Source organism: Candidatus Acetatifactor stercoripullorum (genome assembly GCF_944382095.1).
In the GTDB taxonomy this organism is placed as follows: domain Bacteria; phylum Bacillota; class Clostridia; order Lachnospirales; family Lachnospiraceae; genus Acetatifactor; species Acetatifactor stercoripullorum.
On record NZ_CALWMU010000004.1, the window covers coordinates 17,810 to 39,468 of the forward strand.

Annotated in this window: 14 protein-coding genes; all 14 read left to right on the forward strand. The window is 48.4% G+C overall.

Annotated elements, in window-relative coordinates:
- The first annotated feature begins 3 nt into the window (after window positions 1–3).
- The 14 genes from SHK35_RS02005 to SHK35_RS02070 all read left to right on the forward strand — a co-directional run bounded on the left by SHK35_RS02005 (window position 4) and on the right by SHK35_RS02070 (window position 21,631).
- Complete coding sequence (locus tag SHK35_RS02005; RefSeq protein WP_318703003.1) at window positions 4–1,230, forward strand: hypothetical protein; 1,227 nt, start codon at window positions 4–6, stop codon at window positions 1,228–1,230.
- Between the two features lie 10 nt (window positions 1,231–1,240).
- Complete coding sequence (locus SHK35_RS02010; RefSeq protein WP_318703004.1) at window positions 1,241–2,980, forward strand: DUF6044 family protein; 1,740 nt, start codon at window positions 1,241–1,243, stop codon at window positions 2,978–2,980.
- Between the two features lie 80 nt (window positions 2,981–3,060).
- Window positions 3,061–4,131, forward strand: a complete 1,071-nt coding sequence (locus SHK35_RS02015) for a glycosyltransferase family 52 (RefSeq protein ID WP_318708321.1) — start codon at window positions 3,061–3,063, stop codon at window positions 4,129–4,131.
- A gap of 38 nt (window positions 4,132–4,169) precedes the next feature.
- Window positions 4,170–5,939 carry an ABC transporter ATP-binding protein gene (locus SHK35_RS02020; protein WP_318708322.1) on the forward strand — a complete coding sequence of 590 codons (1,770 nt, stop codon included), beginning with the start codon at window positions 4,170–4,172 and terminating at the stop codon, window positions 5,937–5,939.
- Window positions 5,936–6,964 (forward strand): glycosyltransferase family 2 protein, encoded by a 1,029-nt coding sequence (locus SHK35_RS02025; RefSeq protein WP_318708323.1) that lies wholly within the window; start codon window positions 5,936–5,938, stop codon window positions 6,962–6,964. The genes SHK35_RS02020 and SHK35_RS02025 overlap by 4 nt, the downstream gene beginning before the upstream one ends.
- A 16-nt stretch (window positions 6,965–6,980) precedes the next feature.
- Window positions 6,981–9,317, forward strand: coding sequence for a hypothetical protein (locus SHK35_RS02030; protein WP_318708324.1), 2,337 nt, complete (start codon window positions 6,981–6,983; stop codon window positions 9,315–9,317).
- Window positions 9,302–10,759 carry a hypothetical protein gene (locus SHK35_RS02035; RefSeq protein WP_318708326.1) on the forward strand — a complete coding sequence of 486 codons (1,458 nt, stop codon included), beginning with the start codon at window positions 9,302–9,304 and terminating at the stop codon, window positions 10,757–10,759. Before SHK35_RS02030 ends, SHK35_RS02035 begins: the two co-directional genes overlap by 16 nt.
- Window positions 10,743–12,977: a hypothetical protein gene (locus tag SHK35_RS02040; RefSeq protein WP_318708327.1), complete on the forward strand. Its 2,235-nt coding sequence runs from the start codon at window positions 10,743–10,745 to the stop codon at window positions 12,975–12,977. The genes SHK35_RS02035 and SHK35_RS02040 overlap by 17 nt, the downstream gene beginning before the upstream one ends.
- A gap of 11 nt (window positions 12,978–12,988) precedes the next feature.
- Entirely contained in the window at window positions 12,989–14,647 is a 1,659-nt protein-coding gene (locus SHK35_RS02045) for an HAD-IIIC family phosphatase (protein ID WP_318708329.1), read from the forward strand.
- Window positions 14,644–17,019, forward strand: coding sequence for a YfhO family protein (locus tag SHK35_RS02050; RefSeq protein WP_318708331.1), 2,376 nt, complete (start codon window positions 14,644–14,646; stop codon window positions 17,017–17,019). Before SHK35_RS02045 ends, SHK35_RS02050 begins: the two co-directional genes overlap by 4 nt.
- The gene (locus SHK35_RS02055) at window positions 17,016–18,500 is read left to right on the forward strand and encodes a hypothetical protein (protein ID WP_318708333.1); all 1,485 of its coding nucleotides are present in this window, start codon (window positions 17,016–17,018) and stop codon (window positions 18,498–18,500) included. The genes SHK35_RS02050 and SHK35_RS02055 overlap by 4 nt, the downstream gene beginning before the upstream one ends.
- Entirely contained in the window at window positions 18,490–20,691 is a 2,202-nt protein-coding gene (locus SHK35_RS02060; RefSeq protein ID WP_318708334.1) for a hypothetical protein, read from the forward strand. Before SHK35_RS02055 ends, SHK35_RS02060 begins: the two co-directional genes overlap by 11 nt.
- Entirely contained in the window at window positions 20,688–21,380 is a 693-nt protein-coding gene (gene pseF / locus SHK35_RS02065; protein ID WP_318703015.1) for a pseudaminic acid cytidylyltransferase, read from the forward strand. Before SHK35_RS02060 ends, pseF begins: the two co-directional genes overlap by 4 nt.
- 26 nt (window positions 21,381–21,406) lie before the next feature.
- Window positions 21,407–21,631, forward strand: coding sequence for an acyl carrier protein (locus SHK35_RS02070; RefSeq protein ID WP_318703016.1), 225 nt, complete (start codon window positions 21,407–21,409; stop codon window positions 21,629–21,631).
- The last annotated feature ends 28 nt before the right edge of the window (window positions 21,632–21,659 follow it).

Consider the following 21,659-nt stretch of genomic DNA (forward strand, 5'->3'; position numbering starts at 1 on the left):
GGTATGGGAAACAGAAAGAGAGCGGACAAAATTAATATTCTGGTATTCGGGGTGGTGTTTCTTTTCTACCTGCTTGTGACATTGTTTCTGTTTCACCGGCAGACGGTGGCCTATGGCGGAAGGTATCCATCGGACATGGGGGCGTACATTGTAGAGATACAGGGGATAGACTCCGGCTTTTCCTTTCCCTATCCTGTGATGTTCTGGGTTGCCGGTATTTTGGCTCGTTTTACTACGCCGGAGCATGCCATGGCAGTAACTGTGACATTTTTTAACGGGCTGACACTGCTTTCCTTGAAATGGTTTGCCGACAGTGCACTGAAGGTGAGGGGAGGACAGGACTGGAAGCGGGGAGCTGCAGCTACGGCAATAGCCGTTACGCTGCTTTTGGTTTCCATGCTGTATCCCTTGACCTACCTGGGAAATTATCAGGAGATGGGAGAAGGATACCTATATCGCTATAAAGGAGTTTTTTCTCCTAATCCCTATCACAATGCCACTTATCTGGCGGCAAGACCATTTGCAGTGGCGGCTTTTTTTCTCTGCTGTTTTTGCCTGAGGGAATATGAAGGCAAAAACCGTTGGGTCAATCGAGACTACGGGTTGTTTTCGGTTTTTCTTTTTTTGGCTACTTTGACTAAGCCCAGCTTTACGTTGATACTCGTAGCTTCTGCGGGGAGTGTAATGCTGGTAAGGCTGGCAGCGGGACGCTTTCGGGGAGTGAAGGCCTTTTTCCAACTGGGAATTTATTTCCTGCCAACTTTTGGGGTATTGCTGTATCAGTACAGCGATGTTTTTACGGGGACGGTTCTTGAGGAAAAAGGGATTGGCGTCGGTTTTTTCACCGCCTGGTCCCAGGCCTGCTCTAATATTCCACTGGCTGTGGCCAGTAATCTGTTGTTTCCGGTGCTTGTGAGTTGGTTTCACAGAAGGCGGCTTGCACAGGAGAAAAATCTGTTGTTTGCCTGGCTTTTGTACGGAATGGGTTTTCTGACACTGGCTTTTTTGTATGAAAAGGGCTATCGCATGGCACATTTGAATTTTGCATGGGGATATATGTATGGACTTTTCTTTTTGTTTGTGACTAGTGGACTCCTTCTTATGAAAAGTACTCTTGCCCGTAATCTAAAGCCCTGGAAGCTGTGGGTGCAGTGGGGAGCATACGGTCTGCATTTGATTTGCGGTATAGATTATTTCAGGGTACTTTTACAGGGAGGACTTTATTTATAAAAGACGGAATATGAGAGATAAAGCGATTGGTGTTTGGAAAAAAGTAAATCAGGCGTGTGCCTTTCTGGATAATCTTCCGCTGTGGCTTTTTGGCTTTCTTCTTTTGGCGATTACATTTCTGCCGTATCTTATTTTGGGGGAGGGAAGTGTATTTGAGATACACGACCAGCTGGATGAGACCTTGCTTACCTATGTGCTCAATGCCCGGCACATGTGGACGGGGGATGAGATTTTCCCGGAGCTTTTGGGCGGGATCAACAAAAGCGGCATGCAGCCCTCTGCAGTGCTGTTTATTCCCTTATACCGCTATTTTAACACCTTTACCGCTTTTGTTGTGCAATACGCAGTAGTGTGGGCTGCAGGCTTTTTCGGGATGTATTTTTGTACAAGGGAGCTGACGGGCAGCAGCATTTTGTCCTTTGTGCTGGGAGCTTTTTTCTGCATGCTGCCCATACAGCCTGTCTACGGCTTGTCTATTCTGGGAGTTCCCATGCTCTTTTTTGCCTGGATGTGTCTGGAAAAGAGGAAGCATTTGATAACGGCCCTGCTTCTGGTGCTTTTGTTTGGGCTTACCACCCATCTGGTGCTTATAGGCTATGTGGTGTTAAGTCTCTGGGCGCTGCGGCTTGTGTGGATGATATTAAAGAAAAAGCATAATTATTGGGTGTACGGAGGCTTTGCCCTGCTTTTGTGTATTTATCTTGCAGTGAACTGGAGCCTTTTTGTCCAGCTGCTTGTGGGGGAGGCGGAGTATGTCAGCCACAGGGAGGAATTGGTCAACTATGGACAGCCTTTTTGGGAAACGGTAAAGGAGGTCTTTTTAAACAGTGCCCAGCATGCGCCCTCCTACCACAAATATATGCTGATTCCCCTGTGCGTTCTCCTTTTATGGAACGGCATCTGTTATAGACGTATGGACAGAGAGAAAAAGAGGCAGTTTCTGCAGGCTGTGGCGGGGCTGATGGCCCTGGGAGCAGTTGCTCTTCTTTACGGTGTGTGCAAATCCCAGCCTGTTGCAGACTTCAAAAACAGCCTGAGCGGTTTTTTACGCTATTTTCAGCTGGAGAGATATTACTGGCTGTATCCTTCCTGCTGGCTTTTGGAGCTGGCTTTGGCCTTAAGGCCTTTGACGGGCAAAAATAAAACCTTTCTCAGACTGGCTGTGGCAGCTCTTATTCTGCTTCCCATGTTTCAGCCTGTGAAGATAAATTCGTCTTTTTACAGGAATGTAAATCAGATAAACAACGGCTCCGGGGTAACCGGATATGTTACATGGGAGAGCTATTATGCGGAGGATTTGATGCAGCAGCTGGAGGATGCCATAGGAAGGAATATGGAAGAATATCGCGTGGCACATCTTGGCGTGAGCCCTGCGCCCTCTCTGATGCACGGCTTTTACACGGCAGACGGTTATTCCAACAATTATCCTCTGGAGTATAAGCACCGCTTTCGGCAGGTTATCGCTGAGGAGCTTAGAAAAAATGAAGGGGCGCGGCTTTATTTTGATGAGTGGGGAAGCCGCTGCTATCTGTTTAACAGCGTAACGGGAACCTACTGGAATCTGGAAAAGGGCTCCGGTGTGGTCTATGAAAATCTGGACTTTGATATGGAGGCATTAAAGGCCCTTGGGTGCGAATACCTGTTTTCCGGAGGGGAGATAGTGGATGCTGAGCGTATGGGGCTTGAAAGTATGGGATATTATGAGACAGAGACCTCCTTCTGGGGAATCTGGCTGTACCGGATCCCTTAAGAATTTTTGAAAAATGGGAGATGTATTTTACTACCAGCCTAAGTTGTGCTAGAATGAAGGGAATGCAGGAGAATTTTTCCATGAATGACAGGATTTACGTTTGCCATACCTACTATCATGTATATGTGACCTTTTTGAAGGAGCTGAATCTGCCGAAGGAAATGCGGGGACAAGCTGTGCTTGTGCTCTCAAAAATGTCCAATGATTTTGAGGAGCTGAAAAGCCGGGTGGAAGGCACGGGGCTCTTTGCCGGCGTTGTGGAATTTGACGAAAAAAGAGAGGACTTTTTTCCACAGCTTGCCAGATTCCGAAAGGACAGCGGAAACTTTCTTCAAAATCTCATCAACCGGATACGGTTTACCAGACTTTATGCCAGACTGGAGGAGCCATACATTCCGGTGGATTTTCGTAAATATAAGGACATTTATGTGTACTGCGATTCCGACCCGATAGGCTATTATCTGAATCAGAAGAAAATTTATTACCATGCCTTGGAGGATGGGCTTAACTGCCTGAAAAATTTTGACGCGGCCAGGTATGACAACAGGGGGCATTTTGGCCTGAAGGCCTTTTTGTCCAGAAGGCTGAACCTGATTTTTGTACAGAACGGTTACGGAAAATATTGTCTGGATATGGAGGTCAATGATATTTCCGCCATAAAATATCCCTGTCCCCGGTATATAGAAAAGCCCAGACAGGAGCTGGCTGACAGGCTGGATGCTCCGGACCGGGAAATGATTCTAAAGGCCTTTATCCGGGATAAGGAGGGACTTGAAAAGCAGATAGAGGAAAGCAGCAGAATTGGAGATAAAATCCTGGTGCTGACAGACCCATTGTGCAGCCTTCCCGTCCGGGAGAGGATTTTCAGGGATATCACAGACCGGTACAAGAAGGAGGGCACGGTATTCTTAAAGCCGCATCCCAGAGATGAGCTGGATTACAGACGGCTTTTTCCACAGTATCCTCAGTTTGATGCAAAGGTGCCTATGGAGGTGCTGAATTTTTTCCCAAGACTGCGCTTCAAAAAGGCGGTGGCAGTGCTTACGGAAATCAAGGCTATAGCTTTTGCAGATGAGGTGGTGCGTCTGGGGGAGGATTTTATGGATGCCTATGAGGAACCAGCCATTCACAGACAGAATGAGCAGATTTAACCCAGGTCCTTTGGAAGGCCGGGAATGAAGGAGATAATATGCTACAAATCTTAAAAAAGCTGAATGTTTTGCTGGACAGAAGGCAGAAGACTATTATGGCAGGGCTGATCGTCTTGATGATAATCGGCGCTTTTTTGCAGACGGCTGGCGTGGGTCTTTTGGTTCAGGTGGTAAATGTGGTGATCGACCCGGAGTCCATTGAAAAAAACGGACTCACGAAAACGCTGTATGAGCTGTCGGGGATAGCGGATTACCAAACCTTTTCCATCACGGTGATGGCGGTTTTGATTCTTACCTTTGTGGTGAAGAATTTATTTCTGTTCGTTCAGCAGAAGCTGACCTTTTCCTTTGTGTACACCAATCAGTTCCGCACCTCGGAGCGCATGATGCGCAATTATTTGAGACGGGGCTATGAGTTTTACTTAAATGCGGATACGGCGGTGGTGCAGCGGAGCATCACCTCAGATGTGAACAATATGTATGCGCTGATTCTGGCTCTTTTGCAGATGCTTTCGGACGGGGTGGTTTCCCTGTTTATCATCTGCTATTGCTTTGCCGCCAACGGCACCATGACGGTGCTTATGGCTGTGGTGCTGGTGGCTCTGATGCTGGTGATCAAAAAGGTGCTAAAGCCTATTATGTACAAAGCGGGAAAGGATAACCAGGATTATTACAGCAGCCTCTTTAAGTGGATTTCCCAGACGGTACAGGGTATAAAAGAGGTAAAGATTTCCTGCAAGGAGCAGTATTTCGTAGCGGAGTACCGCAAATGTGGAAAGGGGTATGTGGATGCAGTGCAGAAATACAGCCTCTACAATAATATTCCCAAGCTTTTGATAGAGACGGCCTGCGTGGCGTCTATGGTGGGTTATATGATTTACCTGGTGGCTTCTGGAGCGCCCGCTGAGAATATGCTGGATGTATTCAGTACTCTGGCAGCGGCGGCCTTTGTTTTGCTGCCCTGTGTGAACCGCATCAATAACCAGATCAACTCCATTGCCTATTTTGAGCCCTTTTTTATGGGAGTCAGCGATAACCTGCAGGACGAGATCAACGGGGAAAAGGTGGATTTGTCCTTTGCCACCGATGAGGAGGAGAAGCTTCCCGTGAAGCATGCCATCGAGCTCAAAAATATTACCTATGCCTATCCCAACACGGACAAGCTGATTTTTGACCATGCCAGTATGACCATTCCTGTGGGAGCCTCTGTCGGCATTGTGGGAACCTCCGGAGCGGGGAAAAGCACTGTGGTGGACATTCTGCTTGGCCTGCTGGAGGTACAGGAGGGAAGCATTCTGGCGGACGGACAGGATGTGAAGACCCATTACCGTAAGTGGCTGAAAAATGTAGGTTACATTCCCCAGATGATCTTTATGCTGGATGATACCATACGGAAAAACGTAGCCTTTGGAGTACCTGAGGAACGGATTGATGAAACCAGGGTTTGGGAGGTTTTAAGAGAAGCCCAGCTGGATGAGTTTGTAAAAACGCTGCCGGAGGGACTGGACACGGGCATTGGCGAGAGAGGCATCCGCCTGTCCGGGGGACAGCGGCAGAGAATCGGCATTGCCAGAGCCCTGTATAACAATCCGGAGGTGCTGATACTGGACGAGGCTACTTCTGCCTTAGACAATGACACAGAGGCGGCCATTATGGAGTCCATCAACCGTCTGCATGGCAGAAAAACGCTGATTATTATAGCGCACAGGCTGCAGACCATCGAGAAATGCGATATTGTATACCGGGTGGAAAACGGCAAGGTCCGCATGGAAAAAGAAGGAAGCGCTGAAAGGTTTAAGAGAGAATGAAGCTGAGTATCATTGTGCCGGTTTATAATATGGCGGCGGAGGGAAAGCTGGAATATTGTATGGACTCTCTGCTGAAGCAGACCATAGAGGACTACGAGATCATAGCCGTGGACGATGCCTCAAAGGATCGTTCGCCGGAGATTCTGCGGGAGTATGAAAGACGCTTCCCGGGGCGGGTGAAGGCACTCTTCCATGAGACCAATAAACGTCAGGGTGGCGCAAAGAACACGGGGCTTGCCCAAGCGGCGGGAGAATGGATCGGATTTGTGGACAGCGATGACTGGGTGGCTCCTGACTGTTATGAGAAGCTGCTGAAAAGAGGGCAGGAGACCGGCGCGGATATGGTGGGCTGCAATTACAGCCTGGTAGAAAACCATACTATGGAGCCGGGAAGGGTAATCTGCAACAACACTGCCGATCAGACAGGCGTGCTGGATGTGGAAAAGCACAAAAAGCTTCTGCTTCGCAGCGGCAGCATGGTGATCAAGATATACCGACATAGTGTCATCAAGGAGCATGGACTGTGCTTCCCGGAGGGGATATTTTACGAGGATAATTGTGCAGGCCCGCTGTGGAGTCTGTATTTTACCCATTTTGAGAAGGTGGAGGAGCCTCTCTACTATTATTACCAGCATTCGGTTTCCACGGTGCACCATATCACAGAGGAAAAGTGCAGGGATCGTATGAAAGCGGCTGCTCTTTTCTACGACGAATGCAAAAAAAGAGGTATGCTTGATACCTATGGGCTGGAGATAGAATATCGTTTTACAGAGCTTTATTACGCCATTACCCTGTTTTCTTATCTGTCCGGTGTGAGAAAGCCACGCCTGTCCTTTGTAAAGGAGCTGCGGGCGGGAGTTTTGGAGCGTTTTCCGGAATTTGAGAAAAATCCTTATTACCGAAGCCTGACGGGGAAAGAGGAGCAGGAGCTGATTGCCCTGCAGGGAAAATCGGCGGCTGCCTTTTTTGCGTATTACAGGCTCAAGCAGGTAATTCGCAGGCTTCGCAGCAAATGTGGCAGATAATTTTTGGAGGAAAATCATGAGCTTTTGGGCGCGTATCAGATCGCTGCACATAGCAGAAAATAAATATTTCCGCATACTTTTGCTGGCGGAGCTGCTTTTTCTTTTTGCAGCTGCTTTGGGGCTGTTTGGAAAGGATGCTGTGTATGAATACGGCGCGGAGAGCATGATAAGCAGTACAAGAGTCTGGGTAGAGTCTTACGAGGGTATCTACCTGGAAGGACAGGAAAATGGGGAGACGGTGGAAATTCAGAATATCTCACTGCCCAAGGGAACCTACAGGGTACAGCTTAAGTATGCCACAGACACTAATATGGTAAATTCCTGCAGCGTTATAGACAGCAGCATTCCGGCTAAAAATCTGCGGACCAACGGAACGGGACTTTTTGCGGGGCTTACGCAAACCGACTTTGACATGTGGCTCTTGCAGGACAGTGCCCATCTGACGGTACAGGTTCAATATGGGGGAGAGGGAATGCTGGCGGTGCAGGGGCTGACCATATATCAGACAAACGCCTGGAACCGGATTGGCCTGTTTGTCCTGTTTTGCTTTATTACGCTGTTTAATGTATGCTGGGTTTATGTCTGCTATGATAAAGCCTACAGAGTGCCTCCGGAAAAAAAGAGCAGGGCTTTTCTCCTGGGAGTGATCGTTTTGTTTTCGTCGCTGCCCCTGATGGTGGATGGCATGCCGGGAGCAGGAGACCTGATTTATCATTTGATGCGGGTGGAGGGAATCAAGGACGGCCTGTTGTCCGGGCAGTTTCCTATTCGTATTTCGCCCAACTGGATTCAGGGCTATGGATACGCCTCGCCTATCTTCTATGGGGAAACGCTGCTGTATCCGGCGGCTTTGTTTCGGCTGATCGGCTTCAGTATTGTTACCAGCTACCGTCTGTATCTGCTTTTGGTCACGGTGGCAACGGTGTTAATCGCATATTTCTGTTTTGGGAAAATGTTTCAAAACCCTAATATAGGCGTATTTTGCAGCATGCTGTATTCCCTTTCCGTGTATAGGATCTATAAAACCTATCTGTGCGGCTCCTGGGGGGAAACGCTGGGAATTATGGCGCTGCCGCTTCTGGTCTATGGCTTTTATCGTGTGTTTTCCAGGGAGGAAGAGGAGGGCTGTCAAAAAAGCTGGATACCGCTTACTGTGGGGTTTACCCTGTTAATCCAGTCGCACCTTCTCACAGGGGAAATGGCAGGCTTTTTTACCATTCTTCTTTGCATTTTGTTCTGGAAAAGGGTGTTTCGCAAAAAGACCTTCCTTGTGCTCGCAAAGACGGTTGTGTACAGTGCATTGCTCAGCGCATGGTTTCTAGTGCCTTTTATGGATTATATGCTCACCGGAGACTTTGTAATTCAGCATGTCTCGGAGCGGACTATACAAGACAGGGGTCTGTATCTGGCCCATTTGCTGTTTACCTTTTTCAGAGGAGGCTCTACTGTATATTTTGCTGACAGCGGTATGGCGGATACGCAGCCTATGGGGGTGGGTATTTCTCTGATCGCGGCCCTTTTGGTTTTCGGCCTTTTGCTTCTCAACAAAAGGGGCAATGTACTGTCAGACAAGGAGCTTGCGCTGGGCAAGGTGGCGGCAGGCTTTTCTCTGCTGGCCATGCTTTTTAGCCTGAGGCTGTTTCCCTGGGACGATATACAGAAGCTTGGCAGCATCCCAGCGGTGCTGGTGTCCAGCATACAGTTTCCCAACCGTTTCCTGACGGTTGCAAATGTGTGTCTTGTGACGGTGGCGGGAGTTGTGGCAAAATGGCAGCTTTTGAATAAAAGGAGGATCCAGCTTTCCCTGTATATAGGAGGAATGGTGTTTCTTCTGGGAATCAGCAGCATTTTCCTTTTAAATGACATTTTGAGCCGGGTGGATGTGTTTCGGGCCTGCAACAGCGAGGGCGGACTGGGAACTGGTTATATTGCAGGAGCGGAGTATCTGCCCTATGGTGCGGACGCTTCCAGATACTGGTATCATGAACCTGAGTGTCCGGAGAATGTGACTTGTCTGGAGTATCAGAGAAAAGAGCTTGGAGCCGAAGCCTGGCTTTCCAACGAACAGGAGGAACCGGCGCAGGTGACCTTTTCCCTTTTGTATTATAAAGGGTATCATGCTTATGCAGCAGAAACCAGGGAAGAACTTCCTTGTTATGCCGGGGATAATTTTCAGGTGACTGTGGAGCTTCCGGCAGGATTTGAGGGAGAAGTGACGGTTTCCTTTGAAAGCCCCTGGTATTGGAGGCTTGGGGAGATCATAAGTCTGATAACTCTGCTTTCTATGGGGATATCCGGTCTTTACGACAAAAAGAAAAAGCGTGAGGAGGTGCCGCAGTGTCTGGAAGGCTAAAAAATTTCTGGAATCGAAATGGAAGAAATGTGATTTTTCTGACGCTGATTGTGATGACGGCATCAGTCCCCCTTTTGACAGATTACCTTTTGGAGGGGGGAAACCTGCAGAATGTGTTGACCAGAATTGAATTAATCAGCCAAGGACTCACAAAGAGCTTTCCTGTGCGTATTCAGCCGGCTGCCTTGTCAGATTACGGCTGTGGGGCAGCGGCCTTTGAGGCAGATGTGTTTTTAATTGTCCCTGGAGTACTGCACCGCATGGGTTTAAGCCTGCAGGCAGCGTATAAGCTTTACCTATGGGCCGTGAATATAGCGACGGCGGTCTGCTCCTTCCTCTGCTTTGAAAAATGCTTCCATAGACAGGATATGGGGCTTGTGGGAAGCCTGCTGTTTACCTGGTGTCCTTATCGCTTGAGCAGCCTGTATGTGGCGGCGCAGGCGGGGGAGGCTGCAGCCTGGTGCTTTCTTCCTCTTTTGCTTTTGGGACTTGTAAGGCTGTATGCAGGTGAGGACAAACAAAAGGGCGTTGGCAGAACCTGGGTGCTTCTTACGGCTGCCTTGCTGCTGATTTTATCCGCTTCCATGACAGTGTTTGTGATTGCTGCAGGGATGTGCGTGCTTTGGCTTTTTCTTCTGGGGAAAAGGGCGCTTTCCAAAGATGTCCGATTGACGGTGGGAAAAACAGTGCTTGCCACAGGACTTTTAGGGGCTTGGCTTTTGATTCCCCTTTTATATTTTGTGTATAAGAATACAGAGCTTTTGGGAAATTTGATTCTTCAGGATGTCCGCTCCGGCGGTTTATCCTGGGCGGTCTATCTGATGACCTTTTTTGGAGCGGGAACATCGGAGAATTTTTGGGAAAATGGAATGGCGGGTACACAGAGTCTGGGGATGGGATTTGCGGTTACGGCCTGCGTGCTGTTTTTCCTGTGGAGTCTTTTTACCGGCCGCTATGCACAAAAGGAAAAGAAGCCGTTGTGCAAGCGACTGGCTGTTTTGGGGCTTGTGCTGGCATACCTTAGCACAAGCAGCTTTCCCTGGGAGCTTTTGCAGAATAAGAATCTGCTTTTTTCTCTTTTCCTTGGATGGATGCAGAGCCCGGCAAAGTGGGGAATTGGGGCTTGTGCGGTATTCATTCTTCTCTCCTGTCAGACCCTTTATCTGGAGCGGGAGGAGGGATGGTACAGGATATGCCTGGGCATTACCATAAGCACGGCCTTTTTGACCACACAGTTTCTCACGGGGGAAATCCTGCTTTCCGCACAGCCCTTGTGGCTGGAAAGAACAGAGGAATGGGCGGCTCTTCCCTTACAGGTCATCACGGGGATACCATGGCTTTGGCGGGTCGCTGAGGGGATATCCCTGTCAGCCTTGGCCTTTCTGGTATTTATGGCTGCCAAGGGCAGAATGAGGAGAGGTAAAAGTGTTGAGAAAGTCTGAATTTCTTAAAAATAAAAAGTGCAGAATCCTTTTGTGCATAGAGCTTTTTCTGCTTTTTGCAGGAATTATAATGCTTTTTGGGAAAACCGGCATTGTGGCAGGAACGGAGGAAACGGACAGGCTGCTTGCAGAAGGGATATCCCTCTCTCCCGGAGTGTACACGGCCCGGATTTACTATGATACCCAAGAGGATATCCAGGGGGGCTTCGGTGTAAGGGTGGAGGAAGAAAACCTCTCTGCGCTGAAAAGCAATCCGGTGACTCTCTATGCTGGTGCTGGCATGGCACAATGTCAATTTTATCTTTTAGACAGCGTGGCTCATTTATGTGTCTATGTGGAAAATAACGGCCAGACCCTGGAGGTGAAGGGGGTGGAGATTGAAAACGGCGGGCAGGCGGTTTTCATGTGGGTGATCACAGTACTGTTTTTCAGCCTCCTGGTGAATGCCGGGGCAGTTCTTCTTTTACTACACCGAAAGAGCCCATTTCCGGCCAGGCAGCAGCTGATATTTTGGGGAATATCCGCAACGGTGGTTGTTTCCAGTATTCCTCTGATGGTGGACTATCTCTTTTTTGGAGCCGATTTGATCTTCCATTTGGGGCGTATTGAGGCATTGGCACAGGCTCTGCTTTCGGGAATGCCTTTTTCCAGAATAGAACCTATGTGGCTTGCCGGGCATGGGTATGCCAATTCCATTTTCTATTGCGATACCTTTTTGTTGTTTCCTGCTATACTGCGGATGGCCGGCTTTCCGCTTACTATAAGCTACCAGTGCTATGTGACGGCTGTGAATCTGGCTACGGCGCTTATTGCCTATACTGCTTTTAAAAGGTGCTTTCAAAGCGCGGAAATTGGACTTCTTGGCTGCATGCTCTATACCCTGTCTCCCTATCGCCTTTACAATATTTACAACAGAGCTTCGGTGGGAGAGTATACGGCAATGATTTTTCTTCCTCTGCTTGCATGGGGTTTTTACCGAATTTTTTCCGCAGATACGAAGGAGAAGAGCTACAAGAGGAGCTGGCTGATTCCCACGCTTGGGTTTTCGGGCATTATACAATCTCATGCACTGACCTGTGAGATGGCCGGAGGCTTTGCTATACTGCTGTGCCTGCTTATGTGGAAAAAGGTGTTTCGCAGGCAGACCTTTTTGGTTCTTCTTAAAATGGCTGCGGCTACGGCTCTTTTGAACGCCTGGTTTTTGGTTCCCTTTGTAGATTTGATGACAGCGGACAGTTATTATTTTGGAAACAATGCCAATGTGCTGATACAAAGCAGGGGAATTACACTGGCCCATCCATTTTACACACTGCAGGCGGGCGGTAGTTCTTCTCGATTTGCGGAGAACGGCATGTTGGACGCAGAGCCCATTACAATGGGAGCGGCATTGCTTGCCGGAACACTTTTATGGCTGTGGCTGCGGTTTCGCAAAGGATTTTGGGAGGATAGGGACAAAACCCGGAAAAAAACGGCAGATACAGCATTTTTGCTGGGCTGTATTGCACTGTATATGAGCACCAGCTATTTCCCTTGGGATAAGCTAAGCAGCGCAGGCTCTATAGCGGCAGCCTTGACAGGCTCTCTGCAGTTTCCCACCAGACTGATGGTGATTGTCACCCTGTGCATGGTTTTTGTGTCCTGTGCGGCAGGGTCCTGGCTTTTAGAGGGAAAAGGGAAATTCAGGCCCAGCACAGCCAGGGGCATTTTGGCGGGGCTGGGAGTTGTCTGTGTTTTGTTTTCCATGTACCAGGTGGATGATATTTTAAACACCAGAGCTTCCATTCTCCGGCTTGATTCTGCGCAAAACATGGGACACTCCCCCATTCTGGGTGCAGAGTATCTTCCTCTGGATGCCCAGGCGGAGCATATGACCTATCATGAGCCGGTGCTCTCTCAGGGCACGGAGATGTCTTTTTATGAAAAAAGGAATCTTCAGGTAAACGCCTATGTAGAGACGGATGGAGCGGGAGAGCATTATGTGGAGTTTCCCCTGCTTTATTATAAGGGCTACCATGGAGTGAATACAGATACGGGAGAGAGCCTTCAAGTTGTCAAGGGAGATAACGCTGATGTAAGGGTTTTGCTGCCGGACCATTTTTCCGGAAATATACAATGCAGCTATACCGGAATGTGGTATTGGCATCTGGCGGAGGCGGCCAGTGCGGCTGCTGTCCTTGGAATCGCAGTGTTTGTAATCAGAGGCAGGAAAGTTCGATGAAAGGGTAAGGTATGGAAGAGCAGAAAATAGCGATTCTCTCTAATGTAAACATGAATTTTGTAATCCGTATGCTGCAGAGCAAGGTTCCTGTATATGAGGCGGAGGGATATGGAAATGAGCTGGGTATTTTGATGAATCCACAATCCTCTTATTATGTCTATGATCCGGCGGTGACCTTCCTCATTTTGGATTTGGCGGAGCTTGTGGAGCACAGACTGAATATTGAGGAGGCAAATGTCCTTGTGAGAAATTGGTTTTCCAGTTTTTCGGCGGCTATGGACTCAGGGATGATATACTATATTTCTGATGTTTATTTATGGTGCGCAGAGACTGAGGTTTTGTTTGATCCGGGAAGAAAGCAGGCGCTGGAGCAGGTGTGGCAAACACATCTGGAGGAACTTGTAAAGCGTTGTGACAATGTACGCATATTCCCTTATCGGCACATGATAGAAGTGATGGGAGAAGAAAATGCTTTTTCGTGGAAAATGTGGTATTTGGGAAAGCTTCCCTTAACTGCCGGTGCCCAGGAGAGACTCTGCAGTCTTATATTGGAAAAGCTGCGCGTGGAGAGGAGAACGCCTAAAAAGGTGTTGGCGTTGGATTTGGACAATACGTTATGGGGAGGACTGGCCGGGGAGGCGGAGCATACGCCGATTCTTTTGTCTGACGACCACAGCGGGCTGGCTTACAAAAACCTGCAGCGGGTGATTCTCCAAATGCAAAAGCAAGGGGTTTTGCTTGTGCTGGTATCCAAAAATAATGAAGAGGACGCAGAGCGCATTTTGGCCGGGCATTCTCATATGGTGCTCAGATCGGATTCCTTTGCGGCAAAGCGGATTAATTGGCGTCCCAAGCATGAAAATCTGCAGGAAATTGCACAGGAGTTGAATCTGGGGCTGGATTCCTTTGTGTTTTGGGACGACAATCCCGCAGAGAGGAGGCTGGTGCAGGAGATGCTTCCGGAGGTGGTGGTGCCGGATTTTCCCCAAAGGCCGGAGGAGCTTGCTTCTGCGATGACAGCGATTTACAGGGAATATTTTGAAAAGCCTGTGGTCACCATGGAAGACCTGCATAAAACAAGGCAGTATGCGGAAAATGCGAAACGCAGCCTGATGAGGGAGCAGGCTGCAAGCTTTGAAGGGTATTTAAAGCAGCTAAAGATGGTGATGACCAGAGTGGACCCTCATGAGAACCTGGAGAGATTGACGCAGCTTTTCAATAAAACAAACCAGTTTAATTTGACCACCAATAGATACGGCCTGCAACAGCTTGGAGAGATGTTAAAAGATTCCCGAAAACGGATTTATCTCTATCAGGTCAGAGACTGCTTTGGAGATAATGGAATCGTGTCGGCGATCATTGTGGATACCTCGGAGGAGGTACCGGTGGTCACAGATTTTGTGATGAGCTGCAGGGTGATGGGCAGAAACCTTGAGGATGCCATCATAGAGGATGTGGAGCAGGAGCTTTTTGCTTCAGGCTGGAACCGGCTCAGGGGCATTTATATTCCAACTGCGAAAAACAGGCCGGTAGCACAGTTGTATCCCAGGCTGGGCTATCGGGAAATTTCAGGGGACGATTCCAAAGAGAACGCCTGGCGGGTCTATGAGACGCAGCTGCCTTCCGAGGCAAAAAGGGCATATTATGTGGAGAAAGAAAATAACGCATGAAAGAAATGAGCAATTATGCGAAAATACGAAGCCTGCACCTTTTCAGCAGGAAAAAATTCCGGATTCTGATAGTCATAGAGGCAGTCCTGGTTATGCTGGGAATCTGGGGGTTGTTTGGAAAGGATGCGGTCTATGAATATGGACTGGATGCGGCAAGCTGTAATTTTGGGACGTATTCCCAGGAGCTTGGCGGCATTGCCGTGTATGGCACAGAAGAGGAACGTGGAAATCTTGTTGATTTTACAGGACTTGTGCTTCCCAGAGGGACCTATCGTGTACAGCTTCAGTACGCCACTGATTCAGATATGGAAAACAGCTGTGAGGTCACAGATCTTCGACTGAGTGATCAGACGCTGAAAACCAACGGCACACTGCTTTTTTCAGGGCTGGATCACACAGACTTTGATATGTGGCTTTTGCGGGATTCCACGGATTTGACTGTACATGTTTATTATAGTGGCAGCGGAATGCTGGCGGTAAGAGGGCTTCGCATACTGCAGACCAATGACTGGAACAGGATACAGTTATTTGTTATGCTTTGCCTGATATCCATTGTTAATATAGTATACTGCTATGTACAATATGACAGGGAATACCGGATTCCTGTCAAAAATAAGACGGTGACTTTCTGCCTGGGACTGATTATTCTGTTTGCATCGCTTCCGCTCACGTTGAATTATATGATGGGAGGAGGAGATTTAGGGTATCATCTGATGCGGGTGGAGGGCATAAAGGACGGCATTCTAAACGGGCAGTTCCCCATACGTATTTCGCCGGAATGGCAGCAGGGATATGGGTATGCATCCCCTGTTTTCTATGGGGAGACAGTACTGTATCTGGCAGCGCTGTTTCGGCTGATTGGCTTTACAGTGACTACCAGTTACCGTTTATTTATGCTGGCAGTTACCATAGCTACAGTGCTGATTGCTTACTTCTGCTTTAAGAAGATATTTCAGGAAGCCTATGTGGGTGTGTTTTGCAGTATGTTGTATACACTTTCTGTGTATCGCACTTATAAGACCTACTGTACAGGTTCTTGGGGAGAATGCTTGGGTGTTATGATACTGCCGCTTATTTTGTATGGATTTTACCGGGTGTTTACGCAGGATATACGGGAGAAGAGCTACAAAAGGAGCTGGGTACCGCTGACTGCCGGATTTTCTTTGCTCGTTCAGTCACATCTGCTTACGGGAGAGATGGTGGGACTGTTTACGATTATCTTGTGCATTGTCATGTGGAAACGGGTTTTCCGGTTTCAGACATTTTTGGTTTTGGCAAAAACGGTTATTTACAGTGTTCTTATCAGCGCATGGTTTTTGGTTCCCTTTGCAGATTATATGTTAACGGGAGACTTTACGATACACCATGTATCCGGCAGGACGATACAGGACAGAGGGCTTTTCCCGGCGCAGCTGTTGTTTACATATTTTATACAGGGAAACGATTCGGAGCCTGTGTATAACAGCGCTTCCATTGGTCCGGGCACAGCTCCCGTGCTGGCCCTTGCAGGATTAGCCTATTTGTTTTTTACAGGAAAAATAAAAAAATTCACAAGGGAAGAAAACGGATTTGCCAAAATTTTGGCTGGATTTTCATTGGCCGCAATGCTGATGAGCTTGAATCTGTTTCCTTGGGATAGAATCCAGTCATGGGGTGACGGGGCCGCAACATTGATATCCAGCATTCAATTTCCCAACCGCTTTTTGACGATTGCAAATGTGTGTCTTACCGGGGCGGCGGGGATTCTGGCAAAATATGTTCTGGAGTACGGAACGAGGACAGTGGCAAGGTGCTATTTCTGTGGGATGACGTTTCTGCTGTGCATCAGCGGGGGGTATCTGCTTGAGAATCTGATGGATACCTTTGAACCGGTGCGAGTGTACAATAATGAGGGAATGGGAACAGGCTATATTTCCGGTGCGGAGTACCTTCCCTATGGAGTTGATGCCTCCAAATTTATGTATCACGATCCGGTGTGCAGCGGCGAATTGAAGGCAGAGGATTATGAGAAGCTGTCACTGGGCGCAAGGGTGAGGCTGACAAACCCTGGCGAGGTATGGGAGAGAGTTTCCTTTGCCTTGCTGTATTATAAGGGATATCGGGCTTTCGATGAAAACAGTGGACAGGAGCTGAGCTGCCATGCCGGAGAAAACGGGGAGGTAACAGTGGAAATTCCGCCGGGATTTGACGGTGCTTTGACGGTCAGGTTTGTGAGCCCCTGGTACTGGAGAGCTGGTGAAGCGGTGACGGTGCTTTCTCTTGGGATAATGATTCTACAAAGATTTTTGAGAAAAGGGCTTTGGCAAGGGAAGAGCACCTCTGGGAACGGAAAAGAGATTCTTGGGGGAGAGACATTAGGAGAAGCAGGATGAAAAAATCAGGCAAAGAAACGAAAGAAATGAAAGGCATGAAATGGTATATCCTGCTGATTGCGGCAGTGGCTTCCGTACCGCTTATGACGGATTATGTGCTGGAAGGCAGCTGTCTTGAAGCTACTCTGAGCCGGATCCGAGTGATAAGCCAAGGACTGGGTACAGTGTTTCCAATCCGTGTAGGAACATTGGGAAATATGGACTATGGATACAGTGCGGCAGCTTTTCAGGCAGATGTATTCTATTTGATTCCCGGACTGCTGCATTTTTTGGGCGTGGGGCTGGGAGAGGCCTATAAGCTGACTTTGCTGCTGTTTAATCTGCTGACGGCTGCGGTGGCTTGCAGATGTTTTGAAAAATGCACCGGCAGACGTGAGGTTGGTGTTGTGGGCGGAATGTTATATACATGGTGTCCTTACCGATGCAGTGAGATGTATCTGACCGGGGACCTGGGGGAAATGGCGGCTTGGACATTTCTTCCATTGCTGGCTCTGGGGATGAAGCTTCTTTATACTGAGGACAGGGAGGGGGGCGCCGGCTCGGCGCTGGAGTATGGGCGGCTGTGGGTATTGCTTACCTGGAGCTTCAGCCTTTTGGCGGTATCCTCCACTGTATTTTTGTTTCTGGCAGTGGCAGTAACGGTGCTTGTTCTGGCAGCAATGGGGAGAGAGACAATAAAACGCCGGACACTTGTGGTGGTGGGAAAGACTGTGGGAGCAGTATTGGCGGTGAATGCGTGGTTTCTGGTGCCAATGCTCCTAAGAATGCGCGACGTGTCTGTGGTAGGCCCCATGATCCTGCAGGATGTACGCAGCAGAGGAATGTATATAGCACAGTATTTTACTGTGTTTTCCTGGGGAGGAGACGGTGTGCTTCTGGGAGAAAATGGAATGTATAAAGCCAGGGCTATGGGACCTGGAATCGCAGTTATACTGATCCTGCTTTTTTATCTTTGGATTCTTTTTGCGAGAGGGCGCGAGGAAAGGTGGAGGCGTGTCGTTTACGGCAGTACGGAGGGGCGTTTTGCAGGAAGAATGCTGTGTGTCAGCGCAGCTCTTATGCTTTTTAGCTTAAATGCGTTTCCATGGGACATTTTTCAGGACAAAAATATGGTGTTTTCCATAATTCTTGCTCTATTGTATTCGCCTGCTAAGCTGGGAATTGCAGCGGATATGGGATTAATTGTGACGGCCTGCATTCTTCTGGGGAGATTCGCGGAGGTGATGGAGGAGAAGTCATATAAGCTTTTGCTTTTGGCTGTGGCGTGCGTCTCTTTTGGCACCACACAGTTTTTGCTGGGAAAAATCCTGACTACCCAGAATTTTGTGAGACAGGCGGAGATAGAGGCTTTTGGGAATGTGCCTTTCTCTCTGGTGACGGAGGAATCCATAATATGGAGATTTTGCGAGGCTGTCTCGGTGGCGGCATTGTTCGTCTGTGGGATAATGTGGATTATGAGGAGACGAAAAAGTGCGAGTTAAGGTTTCATTTTTAAAAAATCGGAAGATACTGCTTTTGCTGTTTGCAGAGCTTGCGATGCTTTTGATTGGAGTGTCGGGACTCTTTGGAAAAAGCGGAGTGATTTTGGAAGGGCAGGATACAGAATGGCTTGTGGATGAAGGGATTCCGCTGAGTGCAGGAGTTTACACACTAAAGCTTTATTATGAAGGGGAAGGCGATAGTTTGGGGGACTTCGGTGTGGAGGCTGAAAATCCGATGTACAAAACATTGCTGTGCAACAATGTACCGCTGTATGCCGGAGCAGGAGAGAGTGCGTGCCAGTTTTATCTGCTGGACTCAGTGGAGAATCTGCGGGCAGTTTTAAATGTGGCGGAGAATGTGGAAGTCCAGGGATTAGAGTTGATTGCTGAAAAAGGAGGAAGCAGGATATGGCTTTTTTGGGTGATTACGGGCAGCCTGCTTCTGGATGGCTATCTTCTGGCAGCCTGGCGGCAACGGATAAAGCCTTTTTCCGCAGAGAGTCGCCTTGTGATCTTTGGAATTCCCGGTATCACGCTGGTGTCCTCCCTTCCTTTGCTGGTGGATTATACGATAATGGGAGAGGAACTGATGTTCCACATGATGAGAATCGAGGCACTGGCGGACAGTATAAAATGGGGGCAGCTGGGTGTCAGGATTGAAGCCGCGTGGCTTGCCGGACATGGTTATGCAAATTCTATTTTTTGCGCAGACACTTGGCTGGTTCTTCCTGCATTGCTGCGGATTATAGGGTTCCCAATGGATAGCGCCTACAGGATATTTGTGGCCGCAGTAAATTTGGCTACAGCGTTGACTGCTTATGCGAGTTTCTCGAGATGCTTTCGGAGCCGTTATATTGGAATTTTTGGAAGTGTACTGTATACATTGGCGCCCTATCGGTTGTATAATATTTATAACAGTGCTGCGGTAGGAGAATATACGGCCATGATTTTCCTCCCGCTGCTGGCTTGGGGATTTTATCGTATTTTTACGGAGGACCCAAAGGGGAAAGGATATTTTTGGAACTGGGTGATACCCGCGATTGGCTTTACCGGTATTATGCAGTCCCATATGCCCAGCTGTGAGCTGGCGGTGGGATTTGCGGTGCTGTTGTGTCTGGTTTTGTGGAGGAAAACCTTTCGCCGGAGAACTTTTATAGTACTTTTGAATACGGCGGGAATCACTGTGGCGGTCAATGCGTGGTATCTTGTACCCTTTTTGGATTTAATGGCAGCTGACAAGTATAATTTCAACGGCAATGGGTATGCGTTGATTCAAAGCCGAGGGCTCCTGCCGGCACAGATTTTTTATACACTCCAGGCAGACGCTGTGGGATTGGGAGCAGCTCTCTTGTTGTGTTTGGTTTTGTGGCTGGTGATTCGCCGGAGGAATTCTGGGAGCCTGTCGGAGGAATACTGGAAAAGGGAGAAAAGGGCAGGAGATATTGCCTTTGGAATGACAGCACTGGCCTTGTTTATGAGTACCTGCTTGTTTCCTTGGGATTTATTAAGTAAAAGCAGCCGCTTTGCGGCGGCAATGGCCGACTATCTGCAGTTCCCCGGCAGAATGATTTTTATTGCTGCTATAGCAAGCGTATTTACAGCCTGCGTTATGGGAGTGTGGTTTTTGCGGGAGAAGGCAGGCGTTCTTTCAGGGAAAACAGTACTGGCGTTTATAGGGCTGATATCCTTTGTATTTGGGAGCTATCAAGTCAATGACATTTTGCTTACAAGAAATGAGGTTGTGAAGCTGTATTCTGCTCAGAGTATGGGAAGCACTGCTGTGCTGGACGGGGCATATCTGCCCATTGGTGCAGAGGTGGAACATATGACTTACCATGAACCGGTGATCTCGGAAGGTGGCTCTATGGAGGGCTATGAAAAGGAAGGACTAAGCTGCATGGCCTATGTGACTGCCGAAAAAGAGTCTTATATAGAATTTCCTATGTTGTACTACAAAGGATATAGGGCCAAAGCTCTGGAAACGGGAGAGATGCTTACGGCAGTCAAAGGGGAAAACAGCGACGTGCGGGTGCTGCTGCCGGAGGGATTTCAGGGAACGGTGCGCGTGTGGTATGACGGAATGTGGTATTGGAGACTGGCAGAGGCGCTCAGTGTGATTGTAAGTATTGGACTTTTGATGTATAGTTTGCGGATGAAAATGAAAAGAATGAAGCAAGGAGCGCAGCGATGAAGAAAATTGCAATCATTACGGCCCGGGGCGGCAGCAAGCGGATTCCCCGAAAAAATATCAAAAAATTCTGTGGGAAGCCCATATTGGCTTATTCTGTGGAGGCAGCACTGCAGTCCGGTTTGTTTGACACGGTCATGGTGTCTACGGACGATGAAGAGATTGCACAGGCAGCCAGACAGTATGGGGCAGAGGTGCCTTTCTACCGGAGTGAAAAGACCTCCGGGGATTATGCTACTACCAATGATGTGCTGTTGGAGGTACTGGCGGAATACGAAAAGAGAGGCTTGGAGTATGAGCTGGCGTGCTGTATCTATCCAACGGCTCCCTTTGTGACCGCAAAGAAGCTGAAGGATGCTGTCAGCCAGCTTCTGGACAGCAATGCGGATACACTGATTCCTGTAGTGGCTTTTTCATATCCTCCCCAGCGGGCCATGATTATGAAGGAAGGGCGATTGGTATTTGAATATCCCCAATATTTGGACAGCCGTTCTCAGGATCTGGAGCCCCATTACCATGACGCAGGTCAGTTTTATGTATTTCGGACGGCCCCTTTTCGGAGAAACCGGAAGCTTATGGTGGGAAACATTCTTCCCATGGTGGTTTCTGAGATGGAGGTACAGGATATTGATAACCAGACAGACTGGAGAATCGCGGAGATCAAATATCATTGTATGATGGAAAACAGATAAAGTAATGTAATGGAGAAAGAGACGATATGAAGGAAAAAATTATTTCATTAGTAGAGGAAATTTTGAAGGTGACTGCGGGAACTATCACAGAAACCACAAAGATGGAGGATGTGGAGCAATGGGATTCTCTGGCACAGGTCATGATTATCGGAGAGCTTGAGGAGCGGTTTGGCATTTCCATTCCCCTGGAGGAGGCTGTGGAAATCACCAGTATGAAAGAACTGTTGGAAAAATCAGGGGCTTTGGACTGACGGTTCCAAAACGCTTCGAAATGGAGGA